Here is a 25,102-nt window from a genome sequence, read left to right as displayed (position 1 = left end):
GCTGTTCTGTCCGGACCGTTGACGGAGTGTCGTGAGGGCAACAAACATGGGCGGCCCGTCCGCTATATGGGAGCGCTCCCATCCGTGGGGGGTGTCTCTCCGAGGAGCCATGACGTGAAACGACGACGCAGAACGAGCCTGCTGACTCTGGCCGCGCTGCTCGGCGGCGCCCTGATCGCGCTGCCCGCCGCACCCGCCGGAGCCGACGAGGTCGAGCAGGTCAAGAACGGCGGCTTCGACACCGGGACCGCCCCCTGGTGGACCAGCAACGTCACCACCGTCCCCGCCGACGGACGCCTGTGCGCCGACGTCCCCGGCGGCACCGCCAACCGCTGGGACTCCGGGATCGGCCAGAACGACCTCACCCTCGTCAAGGGCGAGTCGTACCGCTTCTCCTTCAAGGCGTCCGGCGTCCCCGAGGGGCACGTGGTCCGCGCGATCGTCGGCCTCGCCGTCTCCCCGTACGACACCTGGCAGGAGGCGAGCCCGGTCCTGACCGAGGCCGACGGCTCGTACTCCTACACCTTCACCTCACCCGTCGACACCACGCAGGCGCAGGTCGCCTTCCAGGTCGGCGGGAGCGCGGACCCCTGGCGGTTCTGCGTGGACGACGTCTCGCTGCTCGGCGGGGTGCCACCGGAGGTGTACGAGCCGGACACCGGGCCGCGCGTGCGCGTCAACCAGGTCGCCTACCTGCCCGCCGGGCCGAAGAACGCGACCCTCGTGACCGCCGCGACGACCCGGCTGCCGTGGCAGCTGAAGAACGCGGCCGGGACGACGGTCGCGCACGGCTGGACCGTACCGCGCGGCACGGACGTGTCCTCCGCGCAGAACGTCCACACCGTCGACTTCGGCGCCTACCGGGGGCCCGGCACCGGCTACATGCTCACCGCCGACGGCGAGACCAGCCGCCCGTTCGACATCGGCAAGGCCGCCTACGAGAAGCTCAGCCGCGACGCCGTGAAGTACTACTACACGCAGCGCAGCGGCACAGCGATCCGCGACGACCTGCGGCCCGGCTACGGCAGGGCGGCGGGCCACGCCGGCACCGCGCCCAACCAGGGCGACACCTCCGTACCCTGCCAACCCGGCGTCTGCGACTACGCGTTGGACGTCAGCGGCGGCTGGTACGACGCCGGGGACCACGGCAAGTACGTGGTGAACGGCGGCATCGCGACCTGGGAGGTGCTCAGCACCTACGAGCGTTCCCTGCACGCCCGCACCGGCACCCCGGCCCGCCTCGGCGACGGGCAGCTCGCGCTCCCCGAGAGCGGCAACAAGGTCCCCGACGTCCTCGACGAGGCGCGCTGGGAGCTGGAGTTCCTGCTGAGGATGCAGGTCCCGGACGGGCAGCCGCTCGCGGGGATGGCCCACCACAAGATCCACGACCAGAACTGGACCGGCCTGCCCCTGCTGCCGAGCGACGACCCGCAGAAGCGCGAACTGCATCCGCCGTCCACCGCCGCGACCCTCAACCTCGCGGCGACAGCCGCCCAGGCGGCCCGTCTCTACAAGCCGTACGACAAGGCGTTCGCCGCGAAGGCGCTGACCGCGGCCCGCAAGGCGTGGACGGCCGCGCAGGCCCACCCGGCGGTCTACGCCGACCCCAACGACGGTACCGGCGGCGGGGCTTACAGCGACAACAACGTCACCGACGAGTTCTACTGGGCCGCCGCCGAGCTGTATCTCACCACCGGCGAGAAGCAGTTCGCGGACTTCGTCCTCAACTCCCCGCTCCACACGGCGAATGTCTTCGGCCCCGTCAGCTTCGACTGGGGCGGCACGGCGGCGGCCGGACGCCTCGACCTCGCCCTCGTCCCCAGCAGGCTCCCCGGCCGTGACAAGGTCCGCGCGTCCGTCGTGAAGGGCGCGGACGGCTACCTCACCACGCTCGCGGGCCAGTCGTACGGCATGCCGTACGCACCCAACAACAACCTGTACGACTGGGGTTCCGCGCACCAGGTGCTCAACAACGCGGTCGTCGTCGCGAGCGCGTACGACATCACCGGCGCCTCCAAGTACCGTGACGGGGCCGTGCAGAGCATGGACTACGTGCTCGGCCGCAACGCGCTGAACATGTCGTACGTCACCGGCTACGGCGAGGCCAACGCGCACCGGCAGCACAGCCGTTGGTACGCGAACCAGCTCGACCCGAAGCTGCCGTCGCCGCCCGCCGGGACACTGGCCGGCGGTCCCAACTCGTCGATCCAGGACCCGTACGCGCAGAGCAAACTCCAGGGCTGCGTCGGCCAGTTCTGCTACATCGACGACATCCAGTCCTGGTCGACGAACGAGACGGCCGTGAACTGGAACGCGGCGCTGACCCGGCTCGCGTCCTTCGTCGCCGACCAGGGGTAGCAGGGGAACGTCTGTACGCCTCCGGTACCGCTCGGTCACCTCCGTGACCTGGGGATATTTACGGGTAAGTACCCGAGCGGTACCGTGAGGGGTATGCCAGCCCTCAATGTGGAGTTCAGCGAACGCGAGCTGGAGGACCTGCGGCAGATCGCCAAGGAGCGCGGGACGTCGATGAAGGCGCTCGTCAGGGAGGCAGCCGCCGCCGACATCGCCCGGCACCGGGCACTCCAGGAAGGCGCGGCGGCGTTCCGGACGTTCTTCGCCGCCCACGCCGACGAATTCGCGGCGGCCTTCCCCGACGACGAGAGCCCCGCCCGGGCGAGGGGCAGGTCGGTCCGCCGGTGACGACCGTCATCCATATCGACGTACCGTGGCTGCTCCAGCGCCACGAGGAGGTCCTCCCGGACCAGCCGACCGTCGACGACTTCTCCGCGCTCGTCGCGGCCGTCGCCCGGCACCGCGTCGACCCGCCGCGCCTCGGCGTCGACTCGGACCCGGCGTGGCGGGCGGCGGCCCTCCTGCACACGCTCGCGGTCCTCAAGCCGCTGCCGTCGGCCAACGCGCGGTTCGCCTGCGCGACGGCCGTGTCGTACATGTACGTCAGCGGCGCCGGGATCGATCCGCCGTACGGGGCGTTAGTGGATCTCGCCCGGGACCTGATGTCCGGGAAGGCGGATGTGTACGGGGCCGCGGACCGGCTGAGGTCGTGGCAGATATGAGTTCCGGGCCGCCGGCCGGTGCGGGAAGAGCCGGACCGGCGGCCGTGCTCGCGCGGGAGAGCAGTCATCCGACGCGAGGACCCCGAGGAGGGCCGCTTCCCAGTTGAGCGCGTGTCCCGGGGCGGCGGGAGTGTGTGGGGGAGGTGGGGTGCGGGCGCTTGATTCACACGGGGTGTGGCCGCAAGTGGGCGCGTCGGCCCACTTCGACGGTGTGTTGAAATCCCGCTTCACGAGCCGGAGTTGAGGATGTTTCACCTTTCGTCGAAAAGTGATGGACGCCGTTCCTCTTGCCTTGTTGTGCGCGACTAAGTTGTGCAATGGTGAACTATCCGTGCGCCGAGGTTCGGCCGGTCGCACAGTTCCGCACCGAAGGATCCGCACAGTGCCCTCCGCCTACCCTCCGCGTCCTCCGTACCCGCCGCCCGGCGGGGATCCCGGGGAGTCCGACGACGCGCTCGCGGCAGGGGTGCGCGGCGGGACGGACGGCGAGGTCGCCGAGGCCACCGCGCTGCTGATCGCGCGGCACTGGAGACCCGCCCACGACTACGCGGTGATCTGCCTCGCCGGGGCCGGGCCGGTCGCGGCGATGGCCACCGGGACCGCCTTCCACCAGGTCTTCGACCGGCTCAAGCTCGGCGAGTCCGGGACCGATCTGCGGCCCCGGCTGCTGCTCGCCGTCCGCGAGACCGTCCGGCTGTGGGCCTCCGCCGAGCGCGTCTCCGCCGTCCTGCCCGAGCTGCGCAAGCCCGCCGGGGCGCGCGGGATGCGGGCGGCGAAGGGGATGACGCCGGACAACCGCATCCTCTCGGAGTACGCCTATCACGCGCTTCCGGCGACCGAACGGTGCCTCCTGTGGCACGTCGAGGTCGAGGGCGAGCCGGTCAGCGTGCCCGCCGCGCTGCTCGGCGTCGACACGTCCATGGCTGCCGCCGCGCTGGAGGGTGCCCGCGACAAGCTCCGCGAGGGGATCGTCCGCGCGCACCGGGAGCTGGCGCCGAGCAAGGAGTGCCGCTTCTACAACCGGCTCCTGGAGGTGCCGCTGCGGCGCGGGGGCGACCTCCTTCCCGACGTCCGCCGGCACCTCGACGCGTGCCGCTACTGCCGCGCCGCCGCCGAGCAACTCGCCCAGGGCGTCGGGTGGGTGGGGCTCATGCTCGCGGAGGCCGTGCTGGGGTGGGGGGCCCGGCGGTACCACGACTCCCGGCCGGACCGGGGGCGCGAGGAGCCGGTTCGGGTGCGGGGGGCGGTCAAACGGGGCGCGGGGCGCAAGCTGCTCGACCGGATACCGTCGCCCTCGCGGCGGGACGGGGCCGGCGGGGGACGGGCGTTCGGCGCGCGGGGGAGTGACACGCAGGGAGCCGCCGAGGCGCTTCCCGGGGACATTCCGCCGGGCGGCGCGCAGGGCGTGGGGGTGTTCGGTGGCGGAGCACGGCGCGCCGGGCGTCCGGGACGGCGCGGGCGGGGCGACGTCGGGGCCGGGCCGGAGGCGGTGCCGGGTGGGGGCGAAGGGGCGTTTCCCGATCCCGATGGTGTGGCGTCGGGCGGGGGTGGCCAGGCGTTGGGTGGTCCCGGTGGTGTGGTGCTGGGCGAGGGCGGCCAGGCGTTCGCCGGTTCTGACGGTGCGGTGTCGGCCGGGGGCGGCCAGGCGTTGGGTGGTCCCGGCGGGGTGATGCCGGGCGAGGGCGGGCGGGTGTTTTCCGAGTTCGGTGGGGGGATGCCGAGCGGTGCGGCCGGACTGGGCTCGCGGCGGAGTTCCGAGGCGGGGTTCCCTGGCGCCGACGGCGAGTTCGACGGGGTCGGGGTCCACGCGTCCAGCGCCGGGACCGGTCGTCCGGGAGCCGCCTTCGCGTACGGGGGTGAGGCGCCGTCCTTCGCTGACCCCGACGGTGAGACCGACGGGCGGCCCCGGTCCCGGCGGGCCGCCGGGCGGGCTCGGGTGCGCGGGGTTCGGGGGGCGCAGGGGACCCGGCGTGCCGTGCGGCGGGTCGGGAAGCGGTCGCCCCGGGCGCTCATCGCCGGGGTCGGGATCGCTTCCGCCGGGGTGCTGACGACGTTCCTCGCCGCCGGGATGTGGTCCGACGAGGGGTCCGACCCGGCCTCGTCCACCAGCGTCAGCGGTGGGGGCACCCTGCCCGGCGGCGACTCCCTGTCGCCCACGCCCACGCAGGGCACGCAGGGCAGCGTCGGCATGTCCGGCGGGCCCCAGCAGACGCGGCTGCGCAACGCCGACGCCGATCTGTGCCTGGAGGTCCCGGTCGGCGCCCGTGCCGGTATCGCCCTCGTGCTGGAGGTGTGCTCCTCCAACTGGGCCCAGCAGTGGTCGTACGAGGACGACGGCCTCCTGCGCAGCGTCGCCGAGCCCGCCCTGTGCGTGGACTCGCACGCGGACGCCGGGGTCGTCATCGCCAACACCTGCGCGGACGCGGACAGCCCCCGCGCCGACGACGTCCGCTACGACCTCACCGTCCAGGGCGAGTTGCTGCCCCGCTGGGACGAACGCCTCCCGCTGGCGGCCGTGGGCGACGACCCCGGCGCGAACGTAGCCGTCAAGGTCCGCGACGGCTCACCGTCCCAGCGCTGGCTGACGGACGCCCCCCGCCCGACACCGAGCTCGTTCTCGGTGAACGGCTCGACCGGCCCGTCACCACAGCAGGCCTGAGGCCGAACACCGGCTGCCGGGCGGCTCGGACAGCCCTCCACACCGAGGCATCCACCCGAGCCGCCCACACCACCGCACGGCGCGGAGCCCCGTCACACCGGCGCCTCCGCCAGAGCGTCCGCCCCGACCGTCGCCACCCCCGCGTGCCCCGACAGCGCCAACGTGAGGTCGAACTCCGCCAGCAGGCACCGGATCACGTGCTCGACCCCGGGCTGTCCGTCGAGCCCCAGACCGTACGCGTACGGCCGCCCCAGCAGCACCGCCCGCGCCCCGAGGGCGAGCGCCTTGAACACGTCCGCCCCTGTCCGCACCCCGCTGTCGAACAGCACCGTCAGCCGGTCCCCGACCGCCTCGGCGACCCGGGGCAGCGCGTCCGCAGCCGCGATGGAACCGGCGACCTGTCGTCCGCCGTGGTTGGAGACCACCACCCCGTCCATCCCGGCGTCGGCGGCGAGGCGGGCGTCGTCGGGGTGGAGGATGCCCTTGAGGACGATCGGGCCGGGCCAGTTCTCGCGGAGGAACGCGAGGTCGGGCCAGGTCTTGCCGGGGTCGGAGAAGAGGCTCACGAAGCGGAGGACCGCCGAGTTCAGGTCCTCCCGCGGCGACTTCGCGAGGCCCGCCAGGAACGCCGGGTCGGTGAAGTAGTTGGCCGTGCCCACCCCGTGCAGGAACGGCAGATACGCCTGGTCCAGATCGCGCGGGCGCCACGCGAGCAGCGGCGTGTCCAGCGTGACGACGAGGACGGAGAACCCGGCGGCCCGCGCCCGCCCGAGGAAACTCCGGGTCACCTCGCGGTCCTTGGACCAGTACAGCTGGAACCACCGCTCGGCGTCCCCCATCGCCGAGGCGACATCCTCCAGGGGCGTGCTGGACGCCGACGACAGCACGTACGGCACGCCCTGCGCGGCAGCGGCCCGCGCCGCCGCCGGTTCCGCGCCGGGGTGCAGGATCGACAGCACCCCGATCGGAGCCAGCGCCAGCGGCGCGCGCAGCGTACGCCCCAGCACCTCGACGGACAGGTCCCGCTCGGCGACGTCCCGCAGCATGCGCGGCACGATCCGGCGCCGCTCCAGGGCCGCCCGGTTCGCCCGCGCGGTACTGCCGTCCCCGGCGCTCCCCGCGACGTACCCGACGGGCCCGGGGCCGAGGCGCCGCCCGGCCATCTCCTCCAGCGCCGTGAGATCCGTGGGCAGCCGGGGCACCGCGCCCGTCAGGCCGTCGAGGTAGATCTCGTACTGGAAGTCCGCCGCGTGCTGTCCCATGTCGCTCCATTTGCCGGTCGGTCTTACTCCGCGATCTCCCGCAGGACGCGGGCGAGTTCACGAGGCTGAGAGAACATCGGCCAGTGCCCGCTGTCCATACGGACCAGGTCCCAGGACGGATTCTTGAGCAACTCCGTGACCGCCGGGAGCGGTTCCTCGCCGTCGAGCAGGCACTTGATGTACGTCGCCGGGAGGTCGGGCAGCGCGCCGGTGAGGGCGGCCGGCTCGGTGAGGGTCGCGCCCGGGTGCGGGGTCGCGCCCGCGACGATCCGGGCCGCCTGCCCGGGCGTCAGGCCCAGTTCCACGAACTGCTCGACGGGCGGCGGCGGCCAGACCCCGCCGTGCGCCGCGAGCGCCTCCCGCACCCAGTCGCTGTCCCAGCCGTCCAGGTCCCCCTTCCCGTCCACCGGCACGTTCGCGTCGACGAACACCACCCGCCGCAGCCGCTCCCCGATCCGCTCGGCGGCCTGCCCCACCGGGACGCCCGAGTAGCTGTGCCCCACCAGCACCACGTCCCGCAGGTCGAGCCGCTCGACCTCCTCGACGATGTCCCGCACATGCGTCTGCTGCCCCGCCGGCAGATCCCGCTTCTCCGCGAGCCCCGACAGCGTGAGCGGATGGGCCGACGGCAGCTCCGCCGCCACCTCGTCCCACGCCCACGCCCCGAGCCAAGCTCCTGCCACCAACACGAATCCGGTCATGTCCGCAAGGTAGCCGACGGCTCTGACAATCCGTCCTGACCAGGCAGAACACCGCTCCCGGTGATCGCCGGCACGGGTACGTCCACGGTCTTCGCGAACCGCGCGCCCGCAGGCCCGTACGCCGCCCGGGGCTCGGGGAAGATCCGCAGCAGCGACAGGAACAGCACCGCCGCGACGACCAGCGACAGCGGCAGGCTGATGTCGACGCCGTTCGCCAGACCACCGAGCGGGCCGACGAACTGGCCGGGGATGTTCGTGAACAGCACACCGACCAGCGCCGCCACCCACCACGCGGTCATCCCGCGCCAGTTCCAGCCGTGCGCGAACCAGTAACGCCCGCCGCGCTGACGCCGGTTGAAGACCTGGAGGGCGTCCGCGTCGTACCAGCCGCGCCGCGTCCAGAAGCCCAGCATCAGCACGACCATCCACGGCGTCGTGCACGTCACGATCATCGTCGCGAACGTCGAGATCGACTGCACGACGTCCAGCGCGAACCGGCCCACGAAGATGAACGCGACCGCCAACCCGCCGACCAGCAACGTGGCTTGCACCCGGCTCAGGCGCGGGAACACCGACGAGAAGTCCAGGCCGGTGCCGTACAGGGCCGTCGTACCCGTCGCCATGCCGCCGATCAGCGCGAGCAGGCACACCGGCAGGAAGAACCAGCCCGGCGAGATCGCCAGCAGGCCGCCGACGAAGTCCGGGGCCGCCGGGTCGACGTACGCGGGCGCCTGCGCGGCGATGATGCTCGCCGTCCCGAGGCCGAACACGAACGGCAGGAGCGTCGCGAGCTGCGACAGGAACGCCGCTCCCACCACCCGGCCGCGGGGGGTGTCCGCCGGGATGTACCGCGACCAGTCCCCGAGGAACGCCCCGAACGACACCGGGTTCGACAGCACGATCAGCGCCGCGCCGATGAACGCGGGCCAGAACGCCGCGTCCGACGTCGACGAGAACGCGCCCGCGTACGAGGGGTCGAAGTCACCGGCGAACGCGAACACGCCGACCAGGAACAGGACCGTCGCGGTCGGCACGGCGACCTTGTTGACGAACAGCATGAACCGGAAGCCGTACACGCACACGGTGAGCACCAGACCGGCGAACAGCGCGTACGCGACGGCGTACGACGCGTCCCCGCGCGGGAGGTCCAGCAGGCGGTGCGCGCCGCCCACGAGCGCGTCGCCGCTGCTCCACACGGAGATCGAGAAGAACGCGACGGCCGTCAGCAGCGAGAGGAACGAGCCGACGATCCTGCCGTGCACGCCCAGGTGCGCGGAGGAGGAGACCGCGTTGTTCGTGCCGTTGACCGGGCCGAACACGGCCATCGGGCACAGGATCAGGGCGCCGACGACGACCCCCAGGAGCGTCGCCGCGAGGCCCTGCCAGAAGGAGAGGCCGAACAGGATCGGGAACGCGCCCAGCACGCATGTGGAGAACGTGTTGGCACCGCCGAACGCCAGCCGGAACAGGTCCAGCGGGCGCGCGGTGCGGTCGGCGTCGGGGATGCGCTCCACGCCGTACGGCTCTACCTCGGTCAGGGACGGGGGGTGCTGGGACGTCATGAGGACTCCAACGAGGCGGCGACGGAGGCTTGTTCTGGGGGGTGCGCTGACCGTACGGCTCGCGCGCGGGCGCCTGCCAGAGGTTGATTCGTCCATAATTCACCGGCGAAGTAGATGGTTCGACCATTGCTCGGGCCGGAGAGTGTCAGGGGAATGTTTCAGGTCGATTGCCGACCGTACGAAAACCGGCCATCCGGGCCGGGAAGCGGATCATGAAGCGCTTGCCTGCGGCGTTCTCGCGTTCGAATCCTGTCGCTTCACGCCACTGATTGAATACGCAAGGTTACTGAAACCTGTGGTGTCGATGTGAAGTCCGGCGCCGGACCCGGCAGAGTGGCGTCCGCCGCACGGCACCCACCCGGTGACCGGCGGCACAGACTCCAACCGAGCGGAAGGAAGCACACAATGCAGAACACCGCGCGCTGGGCAGTGATCGGCGGCCTCGCGGCCGTCGCCGTGTGCGGGCCCCTCACCGGGTCCGCATCCGCAGCCCCGTCCGCAGGCCCGGCATCCCTGTACGCGCCGTCGGCCCTCGTGCTGACCGTCGGGCACGGCGAACGGGCGGCCGGTACGACGCCGGCCCGCGCCGTCACCCTGAACTGCGCGCCCACCGCCTCCGGGACCCACCCGGCCGCCGCCCTCGCCTGCGCCGAACTCCGCGCCGTCGGCGGCGACTTCGAGGCGCTCGCGATGCGGGCGAGCGGGCCCTGCACCAAGCAGTACGACCCGGTCGTCGTGACCGTCGACGGCGTCTGGCAGGGCAAACGCGTCGCCTATGAGCGGACGTTCGCCAATGAGTGCGTCAAGAACGCGGGCGCCGGCAGCGTGTTCGCTTTCTGACCGCTGCCGTACAGACCGGAGTCGCGGGGTCCCTGTGGACGCCACGAGAGGCTCGTTACTGGGGAGTGCGAGTCCTGGACACGGGAGAGCCTGTGACTCCTAGGACCCCGGGGACCGGAAAGGCGGGGTGGGGCCGCCGCCGGTTCCCGGGGTTCACCCTTGCGGGTCAACTCCCCGGTCCCTTCCGCCTGACGCACCGCGTGCCGCAGAGCCCGGCGGGCCGTACCGGCGCCCCGGCGCTCAGGCGTACGCCCGACAGCGGCGCCTCGTAGACGACGAACGGGTTCACGAGAACCGTCCCCGCGACCATCACGACGGACGTGATGAACAGGGGACGGTTCCGGTAGCGCGTCACCGCGTCGCTCATCGCCTGCGGTTGTCCCTGATCTCCTTCACCGAACCGATCACGATGGCGATACCGAGGGCGACCTCGGCGACGCCCCACAGCACGGACCAGCCCGGCTCCTGAAGGTTCTTCACCCCGCTGACCAGCATGAAGGGGACGAAGAAGAGGAGGAACGTCAACTTGTAGTCGCTCATGGCGCTTTCTTCTTGTCGATCACCGGCAACTGTTCTTCCCGGTGTACTTCCTACAGACCGATCTACGGCCCGCGTTGGTCAGGGCGTCGTTCCAGTCATTACGGAAACGACGGTTCCTGTTCCAGTTCCTGTAGTCGTTCAGCGCGGTCTGAGCACCCCAGCCCGCGCCCGCGCAGTGGACGAACTTGCTCGCCGAACCACCGCACCGCCGGACCGTCTTCCACGGCGAGCGCACCGCCCGCCACACGTTCCGCACGGTCTTGGCCCGGCCGAACGGCGCGACCATCGCGGCCGTACCGATCGCGAACTTCCCCGACCAGTAGACCGACCGCCAGTTGGGGTTGCGGCCGATACGGGTCGCCTTGTTGGTGAAACGCCGCCACTGCTTCTTGGCCCAGCTCCAACGGCCGTCGAGGTCGAAGCGGTTCAGGGGGTCGGCGTGGGCGTATTCGTAGGCGTTGAGGTTGCCGCCGTGGACGGGGTCGGTGGAGAGGAAGCGGCCGGTGGTGGGGTTGTAGAGGCGGACGCCCATGAGGGTGAGGCCGGTGAGGGTTTCGGCGGAGCGCTGTCTGGCGCCGAGCCAGCCGTAGCGGGTGGGGGTCTGGCCCGCGCGCGGATTCCCGTACTCGTCGGCGTCCAGAGCGACAGGGGCCCTGCTGGTATCCAGCGGGAGCTGAAGAGCGACGTCGCCGTGGATGGTCGTGAGGTGAAGGACCGTGTCGCCGGTTTTCGTGGTGGTGGCGGCGAGGTCTCCGGAGGCGGAGTCGACGTTGCGGGTCAGGGTTCCGGTGGCCGTGTTCTCGACGGTCCAGCGGGGGTTGTCGCCGTCGCTGTCGTAGTGGTTGAGCTTGGACTCGGTCTGGGGCCAGGTGGTGCCGCTGCCGGTCTCGACGGTCCAGGAGCGGTAGCGGTGTCCGGCGTCGAGCTGCCAGGTCTGGCGTTTGCCGTTCGCGGTCTGCTGGTACGCGAGATCGTTGGCGTAGTAGCCGATGGTGCTGCCCGGGAGGGTGGTGGTGCGGCCGAACGTGTCGTACACGTAGCCGGTGTCGACGAGTCGGTCGTAGCTGTCGTAGGTGTGGCTGGTGGTGGTTCCTCCGCTGGTCGGGCAGTCGCTGCCCGCTGTACCGGTCGCGGTGGTGAGGGATGTGCGGTTGGTGCGGTTGTCGAAGGTGTAGGTGCGGCGGGTGCAGATGGTTTCGGTGGTGTCTTCGACAGTGGTGAGGCGGCCTACGGTGTCGTAGCGGTGGGTCTGGTCGGACCAGCCGGTGTGGCCGGTGACCTGGCCGTGGACGGACTGGGTGACGGTGTCGGAGTAGACGATGGCGGCGTCGCTGTCGCGGGTGTAGGTGCGGTCGAGGGTGGTGCCGGTGGTGTCCTCGGTGGTGGTGAGGGTGTAGCCGCCGGGGAGTTTCTCCGTCGCTACGGAGCCGTCCGCGTCGTAGGTGGCGCGGAAGGTGCCCGCGATCGAGTCCGTCGTGCTGGTGGCCAGGCCACGAGGCTCGACTGCCGTGTCGTAGGTGTACGTCACGGTCGAGGGGGCGTTGTCGGTGACCTTGACGGGGCGGTTGAGGAGGTCGTACTCGGTGGTGGTCGTGCCGCCGTCGGCGTCCGTGTAGCCGGTCTGGCGGCCCAGCCTGTCGTACGTCTTGGTGATCGTGCCGCCGGTCGGGGAGACCGTCCTGACGGCGCGGCCGGTCGCCGGGTCGTACTCGGTCGTGGTCTCCGGGACCGGCTGGCCCACACCACCCGTGACCGTGGTCCTGGCGGGGCGGCCCGCGTTGTCGTGGGTCGTGGTGGTGGTGCGGGTGACGCCGTTCGCGGTCTCGGTGACCTTGGCCGCGTTGCCCCACCAGTCGTACTCGGTGGTGGTCGTGGGTACCCCGGTGGGGGCGGTGCCGCCGCCGGTGATCGCGCCGCCCGCCGAGGTCTGGCAGAGGAGGTCGGCCCACTCGGGACGGCCGGCACACGTGCCCGTGCCGGTGGCGGACCAGTACGTGGTGATGCGGGTGCCCGCGTCCGTGCCCGACGCGCCGGGCAGGAGCTGCTTGACCGTGCGGCCCTGGGCGTCGTACTCCGTGGTGTCGGTGATCGCCAGGCCCGACGGGTCCTTGACGGTCTTGGTGGGCAGGCCCTTCACCCAGTCGTAGACGGTCTGGGTGGCGCGCGGTTCGCCCTGGACGGTGGGGTGTTCACGGACCTGGGCCCCGGTGGTGACCCTGGTGACCTGGTCCTTGACCTTGGCGGTGCCGTCGGTCGGGCGGCCCGCGTCGTACTCGTTCACCGTCCAGGAGCGGGCCGTCACCGAGGTGCCGGACGGGACCAGGGTGGTCGTGCCCGACTTGAGGTCGGCGGTGAGGTCGATGCGGCGCAGGGGGCCGAACTCCTCCAGCTCCCTGATGCCGGTGTCGTTGTAGAGCGACTTCGTGGCCAGCAGGTCGGCGCGTTCAGGGCTGGTGAGCTGGGCGATACCCAAGTCCGCCTGCGCCGTCCTGTCGGCGGTGGTGGTGCCGAGGGCCACCGCGCGGTTGGCCGCCGAGAGTTCGCGGACCGTGTTGCCGAACCGGTCGTACTCGGTGGTCGTGATGTGGCCGCCGGGGGTGGCGGTGTTGACCTCGCGGCCGGAGACGCCCAGGTAGTGGACCTCCGCGCGGGCGTAGGCGGTTGCGGTGAGGGTGCTGCCGGAGTTCGACGACGGGACGCTGTCCGCCGGGAACACGGCCGTGGCGTCGGTGGGGGCATCCAGCTGACCCCAGGTCCTCACGTCGGTCGCGGTCATCCTGTGCGGGCCGTTGAGGGGGACGTCGTAGACGAGCGTGGTCGCCGCCGTGCCCTCCTCCGTCGCCGCCGTGCCCTGCTTCAGGCCCGGGCGGGACGCCTTCAGGAGCATGCCGTCGCCTGCGGTGGCGGAGTTCCCGGCCTTGCCGTAGGCGAGGGTCCAGGGGAGTTCACCGGGCGGGGTGTAGCGGGTGACGCGGCCCGCGCTGTCGTAGGTGTACTCGGTCATCAGGGACGGGGTGATCTGGGGGTGCCATGCCTGGCGCAGGCGGGCGTCGCCGTCGTAGAGGTACATCTGGACGGACTTGGAAGTGGCCGCCGACGCGCCGGGCTCGGTGGACCAGAGGCGGATCTCCTTCACCTGGTTCGCGATGTCGCCGTAGGCCGTGGAGGTGGCGGTGGTGGTCGTCGCGTAGACGAACTCCAGGGCGCGGCAGCCCTTCGTGGACGGGGTCGCCGTGCACGCCGCTGTGGTTGCCGCCGAGGTGGGGGCGATCACGCGCTTGGGGCGGGCGAGCTTCTTGTCGCCGACCGTGATCGTCTCGGAGACGACCGTGGTGGTCGAGTTGGCCAGGCCGTCCAGGAGGGTGGACGACACCTGCCAGGTCGTGGCCGCGCTGTCGGGCTTCGTGAACTGCGTGACCGTGCCCTCGGTGTCGGTGAGGGTGAAGCTCGACGTCACGGTGCCGGTGAGGGTGAGGTCTTCCGAGCCGGGTTCCGGGAGCCAGCCGGTCTTCGCGGCGTTGGCGGTGAAGTGGGTCTCCTCGCCGTCCGCGTCCACGACGGCTACGGCGGTGTCGGAGATGCGGCGGACGTGGCTGAAGTCGGAGTCGGTCAGGTCGGCCGCCGTGCCCGCCACCCACTCCTTGCCGAAGATCGGGGCCTGGCCCTCCTGCGTGGCGGCCTTCTCCGGGACCCGGGAGGACGCCGTGCGCGAGACCGTCAGGTCGAACGCGGAGACGTCGGAGGCGTTGAGGGTGAAGTCGCCGGTCAGGAGGTTGACGGTGCCGGGGCCGATCTCGCTGGTGGCGGCGCCGTCCGCGTTGCGGTCGACGACGATGCCGAGAGGTTCGGTGCTGCCGGTCGCGGTGCCGGTGAAGTCGGCCTTGAGCTGGATCGTGCCGTCGGGGTCGACGGTGTCGGTGGTGTTCCAGACGAGGGGGGCGTTCTTGCCGTTCGTCAGGGGAACGGGCCAGGCGGTGAGGGGGGTGCCGGCGGAGGTGACGTGGGCCGGGGAGATCCGGGTCCAGCTGTCGGCCTCGGAGCGGCGCCAGGAGAAGGAGACGCTCGTGTACTTCGAGGCGTCGGCCTCGGCCACCAACGGGAGCCTGCGCGCGGTGCGTTCACCCTCGGACGGCTGGACGAAGCCGCCCGGCCCGGCGTGGAAGGTGTACTCGATCGCGTCGGACTTGTTGTCGGCCTTGTCGACCGCGCGGACCTGGAGGGTGTGGGTGCCGTTCTTCGGCGGGGCGATCGGGATGGCCTTCGCCGCACTGGCCCCGCTGGTGGCGACCTTCGTCCAGGTCACGCCGTCCAGCGTCCATTCGAGCCAGTTGTGGTCGGTGCCGGAGGGCGGGGTGACCGTGAAGGTGCCGGCCTGGCCGGAGCCCTTGACCCACTGCCCGGTCGGATAATCCGTCGAGGTGATCTTCGTCGGTGCGGTGGGGGGTGTGGTGTCGACGGTGAACGTCTTCCACGCCGACCAGCCGGTGTTGTAGTGCGTTCCGTCGTAGGGGCTGGTGCGGAACTTGTACGTCTTGCCGTTCGTCAGCACACCAGAGGGAACGGTCACCGAGGCCACCTGGCCCGAGGGAACGTACTTTGACACGAGAACAGTGCCGACCTGGGCGTCGGTGGTGCTGTCGAAGATCTGGAAGGTGCCGTTGACCTTGTCGCCGTCGGCGTCCACGAACGTGTCCCGCAGGGTGGGGGTCGTGGTGTTGACGACGTACGCGCCGGAGTACGAGAAGTAGGGAGGGCCGGCTTCCTGCTTCGTGCCGGTGCGGGGGCGGTAGTTGTAGGTGACCGTGAGCTTCGGCGGGTTCGAGGCGGCGTTCGCGGAGTTGACGCGCTTCCAGCCGCCGACCGTCGACTCGTTCGCCGCCTGGATGCCGAGGTGGCCACGGGTCGCGCTCGCCGACGCCCACTCCTGGGCCAGGGTGGTGACGTCGGCGTTGATCCAGCCGTCCGGCTGGGCGGTGCAGGCGGAGTTGCCCCGGGTCTCGGTGGAGGACGCCTTCTTCGCCGTCATCGTCGGGCGGTTGGTCCAGCGGCTCGACGTCGAGGCGGCGGGGGAGGACCAGACGTCCCACTGGTGCAGGCCGCAGCCGCTCGTGTTGCCGGAGTGGAAGTTCCACAGCGACAGTTTCGCGTCCAGGACCAGGGCGTTCTGGATCGGCGCCGTGTTCCACGTCATGTAGGTGCGGGCCAGGCGGGGAGTGCCGTCCGCGTTCGTGGTGCCCGGGTTGCCCCAGTCCAGTTCCGTGTCCGCCGACCAGTCGACGGTCTCGCCCTGCTGGACGTACGTGTCGAAGACGTTGGAGAGGGAGGAGGTGGAGGGGTCGATCGTGACGGGGTACGTCGTGGCCGGGTTCGTGAGGAACTCCGGGTCCGGGGTGACGATCAGGTCGATCGACGAGCCCTTCTGGACGACCTTCAGGCCGACCGGTGATCTGTTGGTGTGCTCGCCGGAGACCTTGTCCGTCGACGCGTCCCACATCACCGGGGCCGGCATCACCGCGCGCTTGCTGTTCTTGGTGTCGGTGAACTCCACGCTGCCGTCCGCGAGTTGCTTCGCGGTGAGGCCCTTGGCCTTGAGGGGGAGGGTGTACGAGAAGTCGCCGGATTCGGGGCGGCGCTTGAGCTCCACGAACTGTTCGAAACCGGTACGGGTCGCCTCGACGACCACATCCGCGCCGGGGACCGCGTTCGCGTACTCCGCGCGCGTGCCGTCCAGGTGGGGTTCCGGCAGGCCGCCCTTCCACTGGAGGGTGAGCTGTTCGTCGCCCTCGCCGAGGGTGACGAGGTCGGTCGCCGGGGAATCCTGGGCCTCCTCCAGCGACTTCGCCGGAACGCCGCTCTCCCCGGCGAGCTTCAGCCCCTCCGGATGGGCGATCGGCTCCACGCCGGTGCCGGACTCGCGCAGGGTGACGTCCACGTCCGTCCACTGGCCGTCGCGCTCGAACCGCACGGGGCCCGCGGCGAGTTCTGTGGTGAGGCTGCCGTCCTCGTTCGCCCAGGTGGTCGAGGTCTCGGTGCGCTCGCTCAGCGCTTCGACGCGGTGGCCCGCGAGGCGGGCGGTGACCCTGGCCGACGGGATGTCGGCGGCCGTCGTGGTCCCCTTCGCGGCCTCCTCCGTGGCGTCGGTGCTGTCGATCCTCCGCTCCGACAGCACCGACGCCACGGCGGTTCCCGAGTCTCCGGCGATCAGCGCGGCATCCATCGCCAGCAGCATCGCCGCCGCGAGGGCGACCGAGGACAGGCTCCGTCTGTGCCGGTGCAGGGCCAGGGTCGCGCCCTCGTGCGAGGGCGGTTCGTGTCTCATCTCCATGTGGTCCTCTTGGAGTTGGGGAAATGGGCGCCTCATTCGAACAGTCGGAGGGTGGCCGAAAAAGTGAGATCTTCACCGGTTCTCTGTGCGGGATGTCTCAGTCGGGGGAGCGGGGGGCCGGGCAGGGTCACTCCAGGGACGAGGGGAGGAGGCGGGCCCGGGCGAAGCGGTGCATCAGGTCCTGCTGCGCTTCCTCCCCGGCCTTTCGCAGCGCGACGACGGCCCGGGTGGGAGCCGCGAACTCCAGCAGGGCCGCGTTGGTGTCGGACTCGATGAGGAGGAGGCATTTCACGGTGCCCTGTTTCGTCGTCCGGAGTACCAGCAGGTACCGGACGTGCGGGGCGGCGGCTCGGAGTTGGGCGGAGTCGCACCATTCCGCGAGGCTCTCCGCGTCGAACTCGTAGAACGTGCCGGAAGGTGCCGGGCGGTCCGGCTTCGGCGCGCTCGCGTTGCTCAGGGCCGCGCCTGCCGCGACTGCCAGGGGGACGATTCCCACGCGTACCCAGGGGTTGGGGACGAGGACGTAGAGCGCGGCCAGTGGTGCTCCCACCAGCAGGAAGTCTGTGAGGAGCGGTCTGCCGCGAGGCGCGGGCCCGGTCTTGGGCATCGTCTTCCCTGGGGTCGTGGTGGGAGTGGGGGTGCGTGTGCGGGGGTGGTCAGGGCATGGCGTCTCCTGGCGGGTGAGGGGGCGATGGCGACGGTGGGCGTGAGCGCGGGGTCGGCCGATGTGCTTCGCCGGTCTGAACCCCCAGCCGGCCAACGCCCTTCACCGTCCCGCCGGATCCCGCCCGCGTGGTGCCTGACGCGGCACGCCCTAGATCCATCCCTGCCGCTCCGCGATGCGGATCGCGTCCACCAACCCCCGTGCGTTCAGCTTGCCGACCGTCGCCGAGAGGCGGTTGCGGATCGTGCCTACGCCCAAGCAGAGGTTCCCGGCGATCTCCTGCGCCGTCGCTCCGCCCGCCGCCAGGCGTAGCGCCTCCGCCTCCCGGAGCGTCAGCGGCGTGCACTCCCACGGCGTGTTCGCCAGCCGGCGTGGTTCGATCGCGCGGACTCCCGTCGCCACCTTGCGGACGGCGCGGGCCAGTTGACGCCCGGAGACGCTTTTCAGGACGTAGCCGGAGGCCCCCGCTTCGAGGGCCTGGCGGAGGCGTCCGGGGCGGTCCAACGACGTCAGCGCGATCGTCCGGCAGGCCGGTGCCCGCGACGCGAACTCCTTGGCCAGCGCGAGCCCGTCCATGCCGGGGCCGTCGATGTCGAGCAGCGCGACGTCCGGTACGGCGGACTCGATGACGCCGAGCGCCTGCGCCTCGTCGCCCGCCTGGGCCAGCACCTCGATGCCGAGTTCCCCGTCGAGCAGCGCGACCAGGCCGGCGCGTACGACCTCCATGTCCTCGACCACCAGGACACCGATCACGAACCCGGTCCCCCCACCGTTCCCACCTCTCCGGGAAACGCCCTGAACGGGGGCAACGCGCAATGGCGGGGCCCCCGTTGCCCTACCGGGCCATCGTGCCCGGGGCATGGCGCGATCGACCATGGGGGCCAACACCCATTCAGGCCGTGGGGGGTTTCACGCAGGTGGGGGTGGACAGGCGGAGGGGTTCGGGACGGCGCGGGGTGCGGGAACGGTGAGGGTCGCTCAGATCAGGGGGCTCGCGGCGCCGAGGAACTCACGCACGACCGAGGCCACGGCGAGCGCTCAGTACCGCCTCTCGACACGCCCCCTCGACACACCGCCCTCTACGCCCCGCCAACTGTCCCCGCCCGTAAGCCATACCGGCCACCAGCACAGCCAACGCCCCCAACCCCTCAACTCCCCCTACGCCAACTGCCTCCGCACCAGCTCATGCAACCGCCCCCCGACATCCGCCAACAACTCCCCCGGCGCCCCCTGCTGAGCGATCTTCCCGTTCTCCATCACCACCACCCGATCCGCGTCCATCACGGTCGACAGCCGATGCGCGATCACCACCCGCGTAGCGTTCAGCTTCCGCGTCGACTCGATGACCACCCGCTGCGTCTCGTTGTCCAGCGCACTGGTCGCCTCGTCGAAGAAGAGGATGCGGGGCCGGCGGATCAGGGCCTGGGCGATCATCAGGCGTTGCCGCTGTCCCCCGGAGATGGCCCCGGCGCCGGAGACGATCGTGTGCAGCCCCATCGGCATCCGCTTGATGTCGTCCGCGAGCCCGGCGAGTTCGGCGGCGGCCATCGCCTCCTCCGGCGTGTACGACTCGGTCCCGCAGATGACGTCGAGGAGGGACCCGCTGAACGGCTGGGCGTGCTGGAGGACCACCCCGCACTGCCGCCGGACGGCGGACTGGTCCAGCGCGGAGAGGTCCTGTCCGTCGTACAGGACACTCCCGGACACCGGACGGTCGAAGCCGATCAGCAGCCGCAGCAGCGTCGACTTGCCGCACCCGCTGGGCCCCACGACCGCGACGAACTCACCGGGCCGCACCTCGAAGGACACGTCGTCGAGGACGAGCGGCCCGTCGTCGGAGTACCGGAAGGACAGCCGGCGAGCCTCGATCGCCCCGGTCAGCGGCCCCGGCCGGATCGCGGCGCCCCGTACCTCAGGCGTCGCCTCCAGCACGGGCCGGATCTCCTCGAACAACGGCAGCGCGGCCACGGCGGAGACGAACGCCCCGGTCAGCGAGGTCACCGAGGTCAGCAGCATCGTCACCGACGTGTTGAAGGTGAGGAAGGCGGACGCGGACATGCTCCCGCGCGCGGGCCCCGCGAGCAGCATGAACATCACCAGCGTGCACACCGGCAGATACACCGCGCCGAGCACGGCGTTGAGGTTCTTGATCCGCCCGAGCCGGTGCTGGAGCTCACGGCTGCGGGCGAACTCGGACGCCCAGGCGGCGTACGCGTAGTTCTCGGCGGCGGCGACGCGCAGCTTCGGCAGCCCCCGCAGCGTCTGGAACGCCTGGTTGTTCAGCTTGTTGGACAGGACGACGAGCCGCCGCTGCCACCGCACCTGCCACAGCCCGAGCCCGAGGAAGACGGCGCCGATGACGACGAGCATCCCGATCGCGGCCATCGCCATCGGCACGCTGTACCAGAGCAGCAGCCCGAGGTTCATCGCACCGACGGTCAACGACTGCGCGACGGACGGCCCGAGCCCCGCCATGAGCCGCCGGATCGCACTGATCCCCATGGCGGCGCTGGCGAGTTCCCCGGTGGAGCGGGCCGAGAAGAACTTCGTCGGCAGCCTGAGCAGCCGGTCCCACACGGCGGGTTGGAGCGTCGACTCGATCCGTCCTTCGAGCCGCAGGATCGTCAGGTTCTGCAACAGGATGAACGCGGCGGCGACGACACTGCTGAGCATCACCGCCAGACACACCTGGACGATCAGCCCCTCCTGCGCGCGCGGCACGAACTCCCCGAGCACCTTGCCGGTCGCGATCGGCACCAGCGCCCCGATCGCGACGGTCACCAGCCCGCTCAGCAGGAGCAGCGAGAGGTCGCCCCGGGTCCCGCGCATGCTGAACCGCAGCAGACCCAGCGGACCCATCGGCCGGTCGGGCAGCGGCCGGTAGAACATCACCGCGCGCGGCTCGAACTCGCTCGCGTTCGCCTTCTCGACGGGCGTCTCCCGCCCGGTCCCGGGATGCACGGCGACGTACCCGCCACGCCGCCACAGCAGCGCGACCGGCGAGCCGGACAGCGCCCGGTGCCCGACGAGAGGGCCCACGTCGTCCCGCCACCAGCGCCCGTCGAGCCGGATGGCGCGCACGCGCACACGGGAGGCGAGGGCGACCTGTTCCACGGGGTCGAGCCGGTCGTTGACGGCCCCCATCCGCGCCGGCTCGGTCAGCGCGATCCCGGCGGCCTGGGCGGCCAGCTTGCACGCGGCGAACGTGGCATCCGCGTCGGCGGACGTCGTACGGCGGGACGCCGAGGGCTTCCCGATGGACGCCAGCAGCGTCCGGTCGGCCTGGACGCGGACCGCCTCACCGGCCTTGATCCCGGCGGCGGCACGTGTCTCGTGGGTGCGTTCGAGCTGCTCGATCCAGCGGTCGAGGGTGGTGAGGAGCCGGTACTGCTGGTCGACCATGCTCTGCCAGACGGCCGGGTCCATCAGCAGGTCGGCGGCGGCCTCCTGGCCGTACAGGGTGCCGTACTGGACGCTGCCGGGCGGCACCCGCATCCAGAAGACGTCCTCGTCGGTGACCTCCGCCGCGCCCATGGGGGCCTGGAAGAGGATGGAGAGGCTGCGGCCGACGCCCAGGGAGAGGGCGTACTCCAGCGGACTGGTCGTCAGCGGTGCGTACTGCGGATTGCCGTACTCGTCATATGACCACACCTCCTGTGAAACCGGCTGATACAGCTCCCGCAGGTTGATCCGGTGGACGACACAGTCCCGCACCGGCCGCGCCACCAGCGTGTGCTGCGCCCCCGCCACCGGACCCAGCAGCAGCGAACCCGTCTCCAGGCGGCCGAGATGGTGCCAGTGCCCCTCCTGCCCCGCGTCCACCGCGAACAGGTCGAGCGCCCCCGACGCGACGAGCCACAGCACCTGCGGCCCCTCCAGGTCGAGCCGCGCGGAGCCCGCGCAGTCGAACCGCGTGCCCGACTGCCCGAGCGCTCCCAGGACCAGGTCGCCTTCCCGCACCGTCACCGCTCCCTCACCAGCGCCGCGTACGCGCCGCCGCGCGCCACCAGCTCCTCGTGCCGTCCGCGCTCCACGATCGTGCCGTGCTGGAGGACGACGATCTCGTCGCTGTCGCGGACCGTGCTGAGCCGGTGCGCGATCACCACGCAGGCGCAGCCGCGCCGCCGCAGGTTGTCCATGACGACCAGCTCGGTCTCCGCGTCGAGCGCGCTGGTCACCTCGTCGAGGATCAGCACGCTCGGCTTGCGCACCAACGCCCGCGCGATCTCCAGGCGTTGACGCTGGCCGCCGGAGAAGTTCCGGCCGTCCTGCTCGACCTTGCTCTGGATGCCGCCCGGCCTGCGCGTCACCACGTCGTACAGCGCCGCGTCCCGCAGTGCCTCGGTCACCGCCTCGTCCGTGATCGACGGGTCCCACAGCGCCACGTTGTCGCGGACCGACCCCTCGAAGAGGAACACCTCCTGGTCGACGAAGGACACCGACGCGGCGAGCGCGCCGCGCGGGATGTCGTCCAGGCGCTGTCCGTCGATGCGGATCACGCCCTCCCAGGGGGTGTAGAGGCCGGAGATCAGGCGGGACACCGTCGACTTGCCGCTCCCCGAGCCGCCGACCAGCGCGACCTGCTGACCCGGGCCCACGGTGAGGTCGAAACCGGACAGCAGCGGCTTGTCGAGAGGGCTGTACCCGAAGGTGATGTTCTGGAGTTCGACGTGCCCGCGCAGCCGCCGCGTCGAGTCGGCGCCACCGGGACGGTCGTACAGCGGGTCGGCGCGGAAGTTCTCCACGTCCTTCAGGCGGGCCACGTCCGCCGCGAAGTCCTGGATACGGCCCGCGACGCCGTTCAGGCGGGTCAGCGGGGCCGTGAAACGGGCCACCAGCGCCTGGAAGGCGACCAGCAGACCCACCGAGATGTGCCCCTCGATCGCGCGCATCCCGCCGATCCACAGGATGAGCGCGCTGTTGAGGGTCGCGAGCGTCGGCGCGACCACACCGAGCCAGGCACTCGGGACGCCGAGCCGCTGCTGCTCCTCCAGGGTCGTCGCGTGCTGCCCGGCCCACTTGCGGAAGTAGCCGTCCTCGCCGCCGGTCGCCTTCATCGTCTCGATCAACTGGAGCCCGGTGTAGGCCGTGTTGGTCAACCGGGCGTTGTCCGCGCGGAGTTTGGCGGTACGCGTCGCGCGCAGCCGGATCACGACCCGCATCGCGACGATGTTCAGCAGCGCCACCCCCACGCCCACGAAGGTGAGTTGGGGGTCGTACGTGTAGAGCAGCACGGCGTACAGGACGACGACCACCGCGTCCACGCCCGCCGAGGCGAGGTCGCGGGCCAGGGTCTCGGCGACCGCGTCGTTCGACTGGAGGCGCTGCACCAGGTCGGCCGGGCTGCGCTGGGAGAAGAACGTCACCGGCAGCCGCAGCAGGTGGCGCAGGAAGCGGGCGCTGGAGAGGGTCGAGGAGATGATGCGGCCGTGGTGGAGGTTGGCCTGCTGGAGCCAGGTCAGCGCGACGGTCAGCAGGACGCAGGCCGCCATGGACGTGAACAGGACGTCCAGCAGCGAGGTCTGGCCGCCGATGAGGAACATGTCGATGTACTGGCGGCTCAGCGCCGGGACCGCCGCGCCGACCAGGACGAGGAGGAGGCTCGCGAGGACGGCCGCCGGGAGCGTACCCGCCGTGCCGCGCAGGCGTGCGGGCATCGCGCCGAGGACACCCGCCTTGCGCCCGCCCCGCTCGAACTCCTCGCCGGGCTCCAGGACCAGGACGACACCGGTGAAGCTGCCGTCGAAGTCTTCCATCGGGACGAACCGCCGCCCCTTGGCAGGGTCGTTGATGAAGACGCCGCGGCGGCCGAAGCGGCGGCCGATGCCGTCGTAGACGACGTAGTGGTTGAACTCCCAGAACAGGATCGCCGGGGTCTGCACACCCTCCAGGGCCGCCAGGTCCATCTGCATGCCCTTGGCGGTGAAGCCGTAACTCCGGGCCGCCTTCAGCAGGTTGCTCGCGCGCGAGCCGTCCCGCGAGACGCCGCACGCGATGCGCAGCTCCTCCAGCGGGACGTGCCGGCCGTGGTGCGCGAGGACCATCGACAAGGAGGCGGCCCCGCACTCGACGGCCTCCATCTGGAGCACGGTCGGCGTACGGACCGTCTTCACGGCGCTCACGGCAACAGCCAGTCGACGGGCCGCTGTTCGGCCAGCTTGATCGAACCGCTGGCCAGCGTCATGGAGTCGAGCCCGTACGGCGGCCCCTCGGCCGACGACCAGCGGTAACCGCTCTTCGTCCGCGCGGACCTGTCGAGCTGCACGAGCACCGCCACCGGCCGCCCCTTGCTCGTGAACTGCTCGCCGAGCTGCTGGTCACCGAGGAACGCGGCGATCTGCTGCGCCGACTGGGCCGCGCGGTCCACCGACTTCACGTGGCCGCGCAGTACGCCGTACCGCTGTGTCGGGACCGTCTGGACGGTGAGGTCGACGGCGGCGTTCTCGGGGATCGTGGCCGCGTTCTGCGCGGGGACGTAGACGGTCGCGTACAGCGGGTCGCCGGCCTTCGCGACCTTCTCGATCGCGGCGACGTTCGCGCCGGTCGAGATGATCTGGCCGATCGTCGCGGCGAGCGCGGTGACGCGTCCGGCGGCGACCGTACGGACGACCGCGTCGCCCTGCGCCGTCCGCACCTGGAGCAACGGAGCGTTCGCGCCGAGCCGTTGGCCCTCCCGCGCCAGGACGGCGGTGACCTGCCCCGCCGCCGGGCTCTGGAGGATGTAGCTGCCCTCGCCGTGGGTGAGGACGGCGGGCGCGCTCACCGTGGAGGCGACCGAGCCGGTGACCGCCCACACGGACCCGGCGGCCAGCGCGACGACCGTCACCGCCAGCACCAGCCAGCCCTGCGGACGCGCGAAACGCACCGGCAGGTCGAGATCCTCCGGCGACTGGAGCTTGGTCAGGGCCTGTTGGCGGAACTGCATACGACCTTCACTGGACGGGCGGCGAACAGCGGGCGGAAAGCAGCGAAGAGCCCCGGAGCCGGGTCACGGCTCCGGAGCTCAGCGACTGTGAGGCGTCGATCAGAGACCGGCGACCAGGTTCGTGACCGGGGCCACGCTCAGGCCGGTGACACCCTCGACCGTGCTGACGGCGGTGTTGAGAACACCGGAGACCGGCACGATGCCGTCGACCAGGTTGGTGACGGTGCCCAGCGCGTTGAGGGTCAGGCCGCCGGAGACGTTGTCGAGCTCGGCGTCGGAGATCTCAACGGTCTGGATGGAGTCCATGATGGAACTTCCCTTCCTGATGGTGTTCTTGAGGGGGTGACCTCCGTAGGCCGGAGGAGCGGGCCCCCTCGGGGGGACGACTGGATCAAAGCAGTCCCGCACCCGGGCTTCCAATCAACCGACGGTCACCCGAGGGCAGTTGAGGCCCGATGAGTGCGGAAGCGTGCAGGCCCGTCCACAGCGCGCCGCCGGGTTCTTCACAGGAAGGCACTTGATCGCTCGGATGAGCGTGGTGCGCTGT

The 25,102-nt window shown here is 71.3% G+C and carries 17 protein-coding genes; 5 read left to right on the top strand and 12 right to left on the bottom strand.

What is annotated here, in order from left to right:
- Positions 1–114: 114 nt before the first annotated feature.
- The 4 genes from ACQCO7_RS03785 (at position 115) to ACQCO7_RS03770 (ending at position 5,736) form a co-directional block, all read left to right on the top strand.
- Positions 115–2,358, top strand: a complete 2,244-nt coding sequence (locus tag ACQCO7_RS03785; RefSeq protein WP_464070438.1) for a glycoside hydrolase family 9 protein — start codon at positions 115–117, stop codon at positions 2,356–2,358.
- Between the two features lie 93 nt (positions 2,359–2,451).
- Positions 2,452–2,703, top strand: a complete 252-nt coding sequence (locus ACQCO7_RS03780; RefSeq protein WP_040836760.1) for a hypothetical protein — start codon at positions 2,452–2,454, stop codon at positions 2,701–2,703.
- Complete coding sequence (locus tag ACQCO7_RS03775) at positions 2,700–3,077, top strand: toxin Doc (protein ID WP_409112215.1); 378 nt, start codon at positions 2,700–2,702, stop codon at positions 3,075–3,077. The genes ACQCO7_RS03780 and ACQCO7_RS03775 overlap by 4 nt, the downstream gene beginning before the upstream one ends.
- A 382-nt stretch (positions 3,078–3,459) precedes the next feature.
- Positions 3,460–5,736, top strand: coding sequence for an RICIN domain-containing protein (locus ACQCO7_RS03770; protein WP_464070437.1), 2,277 nt, complete (start codon positions 3,460–3,462; stop codon positions 5,734–5,736).
- 92 nt (positions 5,737–5,828) lie between these two features.
- Here ACQCO7_RS03770 and ACQCO7_RS03765 read toward each other — a convergent pair whose 3' ends face one another.
- Genes ACQCO7_RS03765 through ACQCO7_RS03755 form a run of 3 tightly spaced genes read right to left on the bottom strand, consistent with a single transcriptional unit; the run spans position 5,829 to position 9,261 of the window.
- Complete coding sequence (locus ACQCO7_RS03765; RefSeq protein ID WP_464070436.1) at positions 5,829–6,998, bottom strand: lactate 2-monooxygenase; 1,170 nt, start codon at positions 6,996–6,998, stop codon at positions 5,829–5,831.
- A 23-nt stretch (positions 6,999–7,021) separates the two neighbouring features.
- Complete coding sequence (locus ACQCO7_RS03760; RefSeq protein WP_464070435.1) at positions 7,022–7,699, bottom strand: alpha/beta fold hydrolase; 678 nt, start codon at positions 7,697–7,699, stop codon at positions 7,022–7,024.
- Positions 7,696–9,261, bottom strand: a complete 1,566-nt coding sequence (locus tag ACQCO7_RS03755; RefSeq protein WP_464070434.1) for a purine-cytosine permease family protein — start codon at positions 9,259–9,261, stop codon at positions 7,696–7,698. Before ACQCO7_RS03755 ends, ACQCO7_RS03760 begins: the two co-directional genes overlap by 4 nt.
- Before the next feature lie 405 nt (positions 9,262–9,666).
- Here ACQCO7_RS03755 and ACQCO7_RS03750 point away from each other — a divergent pair, with 405 nt between their 5' ends.
- Entirely contained in the window at positions 9,667–10,101 is a 435-nt protein-coding gene (locus ACQCO7_RS03750; RefSeq protein ID WP_464070433.1) for a subtilase-type protease inhibitor, read from the top strand.
- Between the two features lie 166 nt (positions 10,102–10,267).
- Here the strand turns inward: ACQCO7_RS03750 and ACQCO7_RS03745 are convergent, their stop codons facing one another.
- From ACQCO7_RS03745 to ACQCO7_RS03705, 9 genes are all read right to left on the bottom strand, one after another.
- Positions 10,268–10,468: a hypothetical protein gene (locus ACQCO7_RS03745; protein WP_464070432.1), complete on the bottom strand. Its 201-nt coding sequence runs from the start codon at positions 10,466–10,468 to the stop codon at positions 10,268–10,270.
- Complete coding sequence (locus tag ACQCO7_RS03740) at positions 10,465–10,641, bottom strand: hypothetical protein (protein ID WP_464070431.1); 177 nt, start codon at positions 10,639–10,641, stop codon at positions 10,465–10,467. The genes ACQCO7_RS03745 and ACQCO7_RS03740 overlap by 4 nt, the downstream gene beginning before the upstream one ends.
- A gap of 19 nt (positions 10,642–10,660) precedes the next feature.
- Positions 10,661–16,870, bottom strand: coding sequence for a DNRLRE domain-containing protein (locus tag ACQCO7_RS03735; protein ID WP_464077141.1), 6,210 nt, complete (start codon positions 16,868–16,870; stop codon positions 10,661–10,663).
- Between the two features lie 223 nt (positions 16,871–17,093).
- Positions 17,094–17,573 carry a hypothetical protein gene (locus ACQCO7_RS03730; RefSeq protein WP_464070430.1) on the bottom strand — a complete coding sequence of 160 codons (480 nt, stop codon included), beginning with the start codon at positions 17,571–17,573 and terminating at the stop codon, positions 17,094–17,096.
- Between the two features lie 207 nt (positions 17,574–17,780).
- The gene (locus ACQCO7_RS03725) at positions 17,781–18,383 is read right to left on the bottom strand and encodes a response regulator transcription factor (protein ID WP_464070429.1); all 603 of its coding nucleotides are present in this window, start codon (positions 18,381–18,383) and stop codon (positions 17,781–17,783) included.
- Between the two features lie 405 nt (positions 18,384–18,788).
- Positions 18,789–21,596, bottom strand: a complete 2,808-nt coding sequence (locus ACQCO7_RS03720) for an NHLP bacteriocin export ABC transporter permease/ATPase subunit (RefSeq protein WP_464070428.1) — start codon at positions 21,594–21,596, stop codon at positions 18,789–18,791.
- Positions 21,593–23,743, bottom strand: a complete 2,151-nt coding sequence (locus ACQCO7_RS03715) for an NHLP family bacteriocin export ABC transporter peptidase/permease/ATPase subunit (protein ID WP_464077140.1) — start codon at positions 23,741–23,743, stop codon at positions 21,593–21,595. The genes ACQCO7_RS03720 and ACQCO7_RS03715 overlap by 4 nt, the downstream gene beginning before the upstream one ends.
- 5 nt (positions 23,744–23,748) lie before the next feature.
- The gene (locus tag ACQCO7_RS03710; protein WP_464070427.1) at positions 23,749–24,555 is read right to left on the bottom strand and encodes a hypothetical protein; all 807 of its coding nucleotides are present in this window, start codon (positions 24,553–24,555) and stop codon (positions 23,749–23,751) included.
- A 99-nt stretch (positions 24,556–24,654) separates the two neighbouring features.
- On the bottom strand, positions 24,655–24,861 hold the full coding sequence (locus ACQCO7_RS03705) for a hypothetical protein (protein WP_010354525.1): 207 nt from the start codon (positions 24,859–24,861) through the stop codon (positions 24,655–24,657).
- Positions 24,862–25,102 lie beyond the last annotated feature (241 nt).

The sequence above is a fragment of the Streptomyces saintjeani genome (assembly GCF_055409605.1).
The sequence above is the reverse complement of the archived record's forward strand: the minus strand, read 5'-3'. Positions and strand labels throughout refer to the sequence as shown.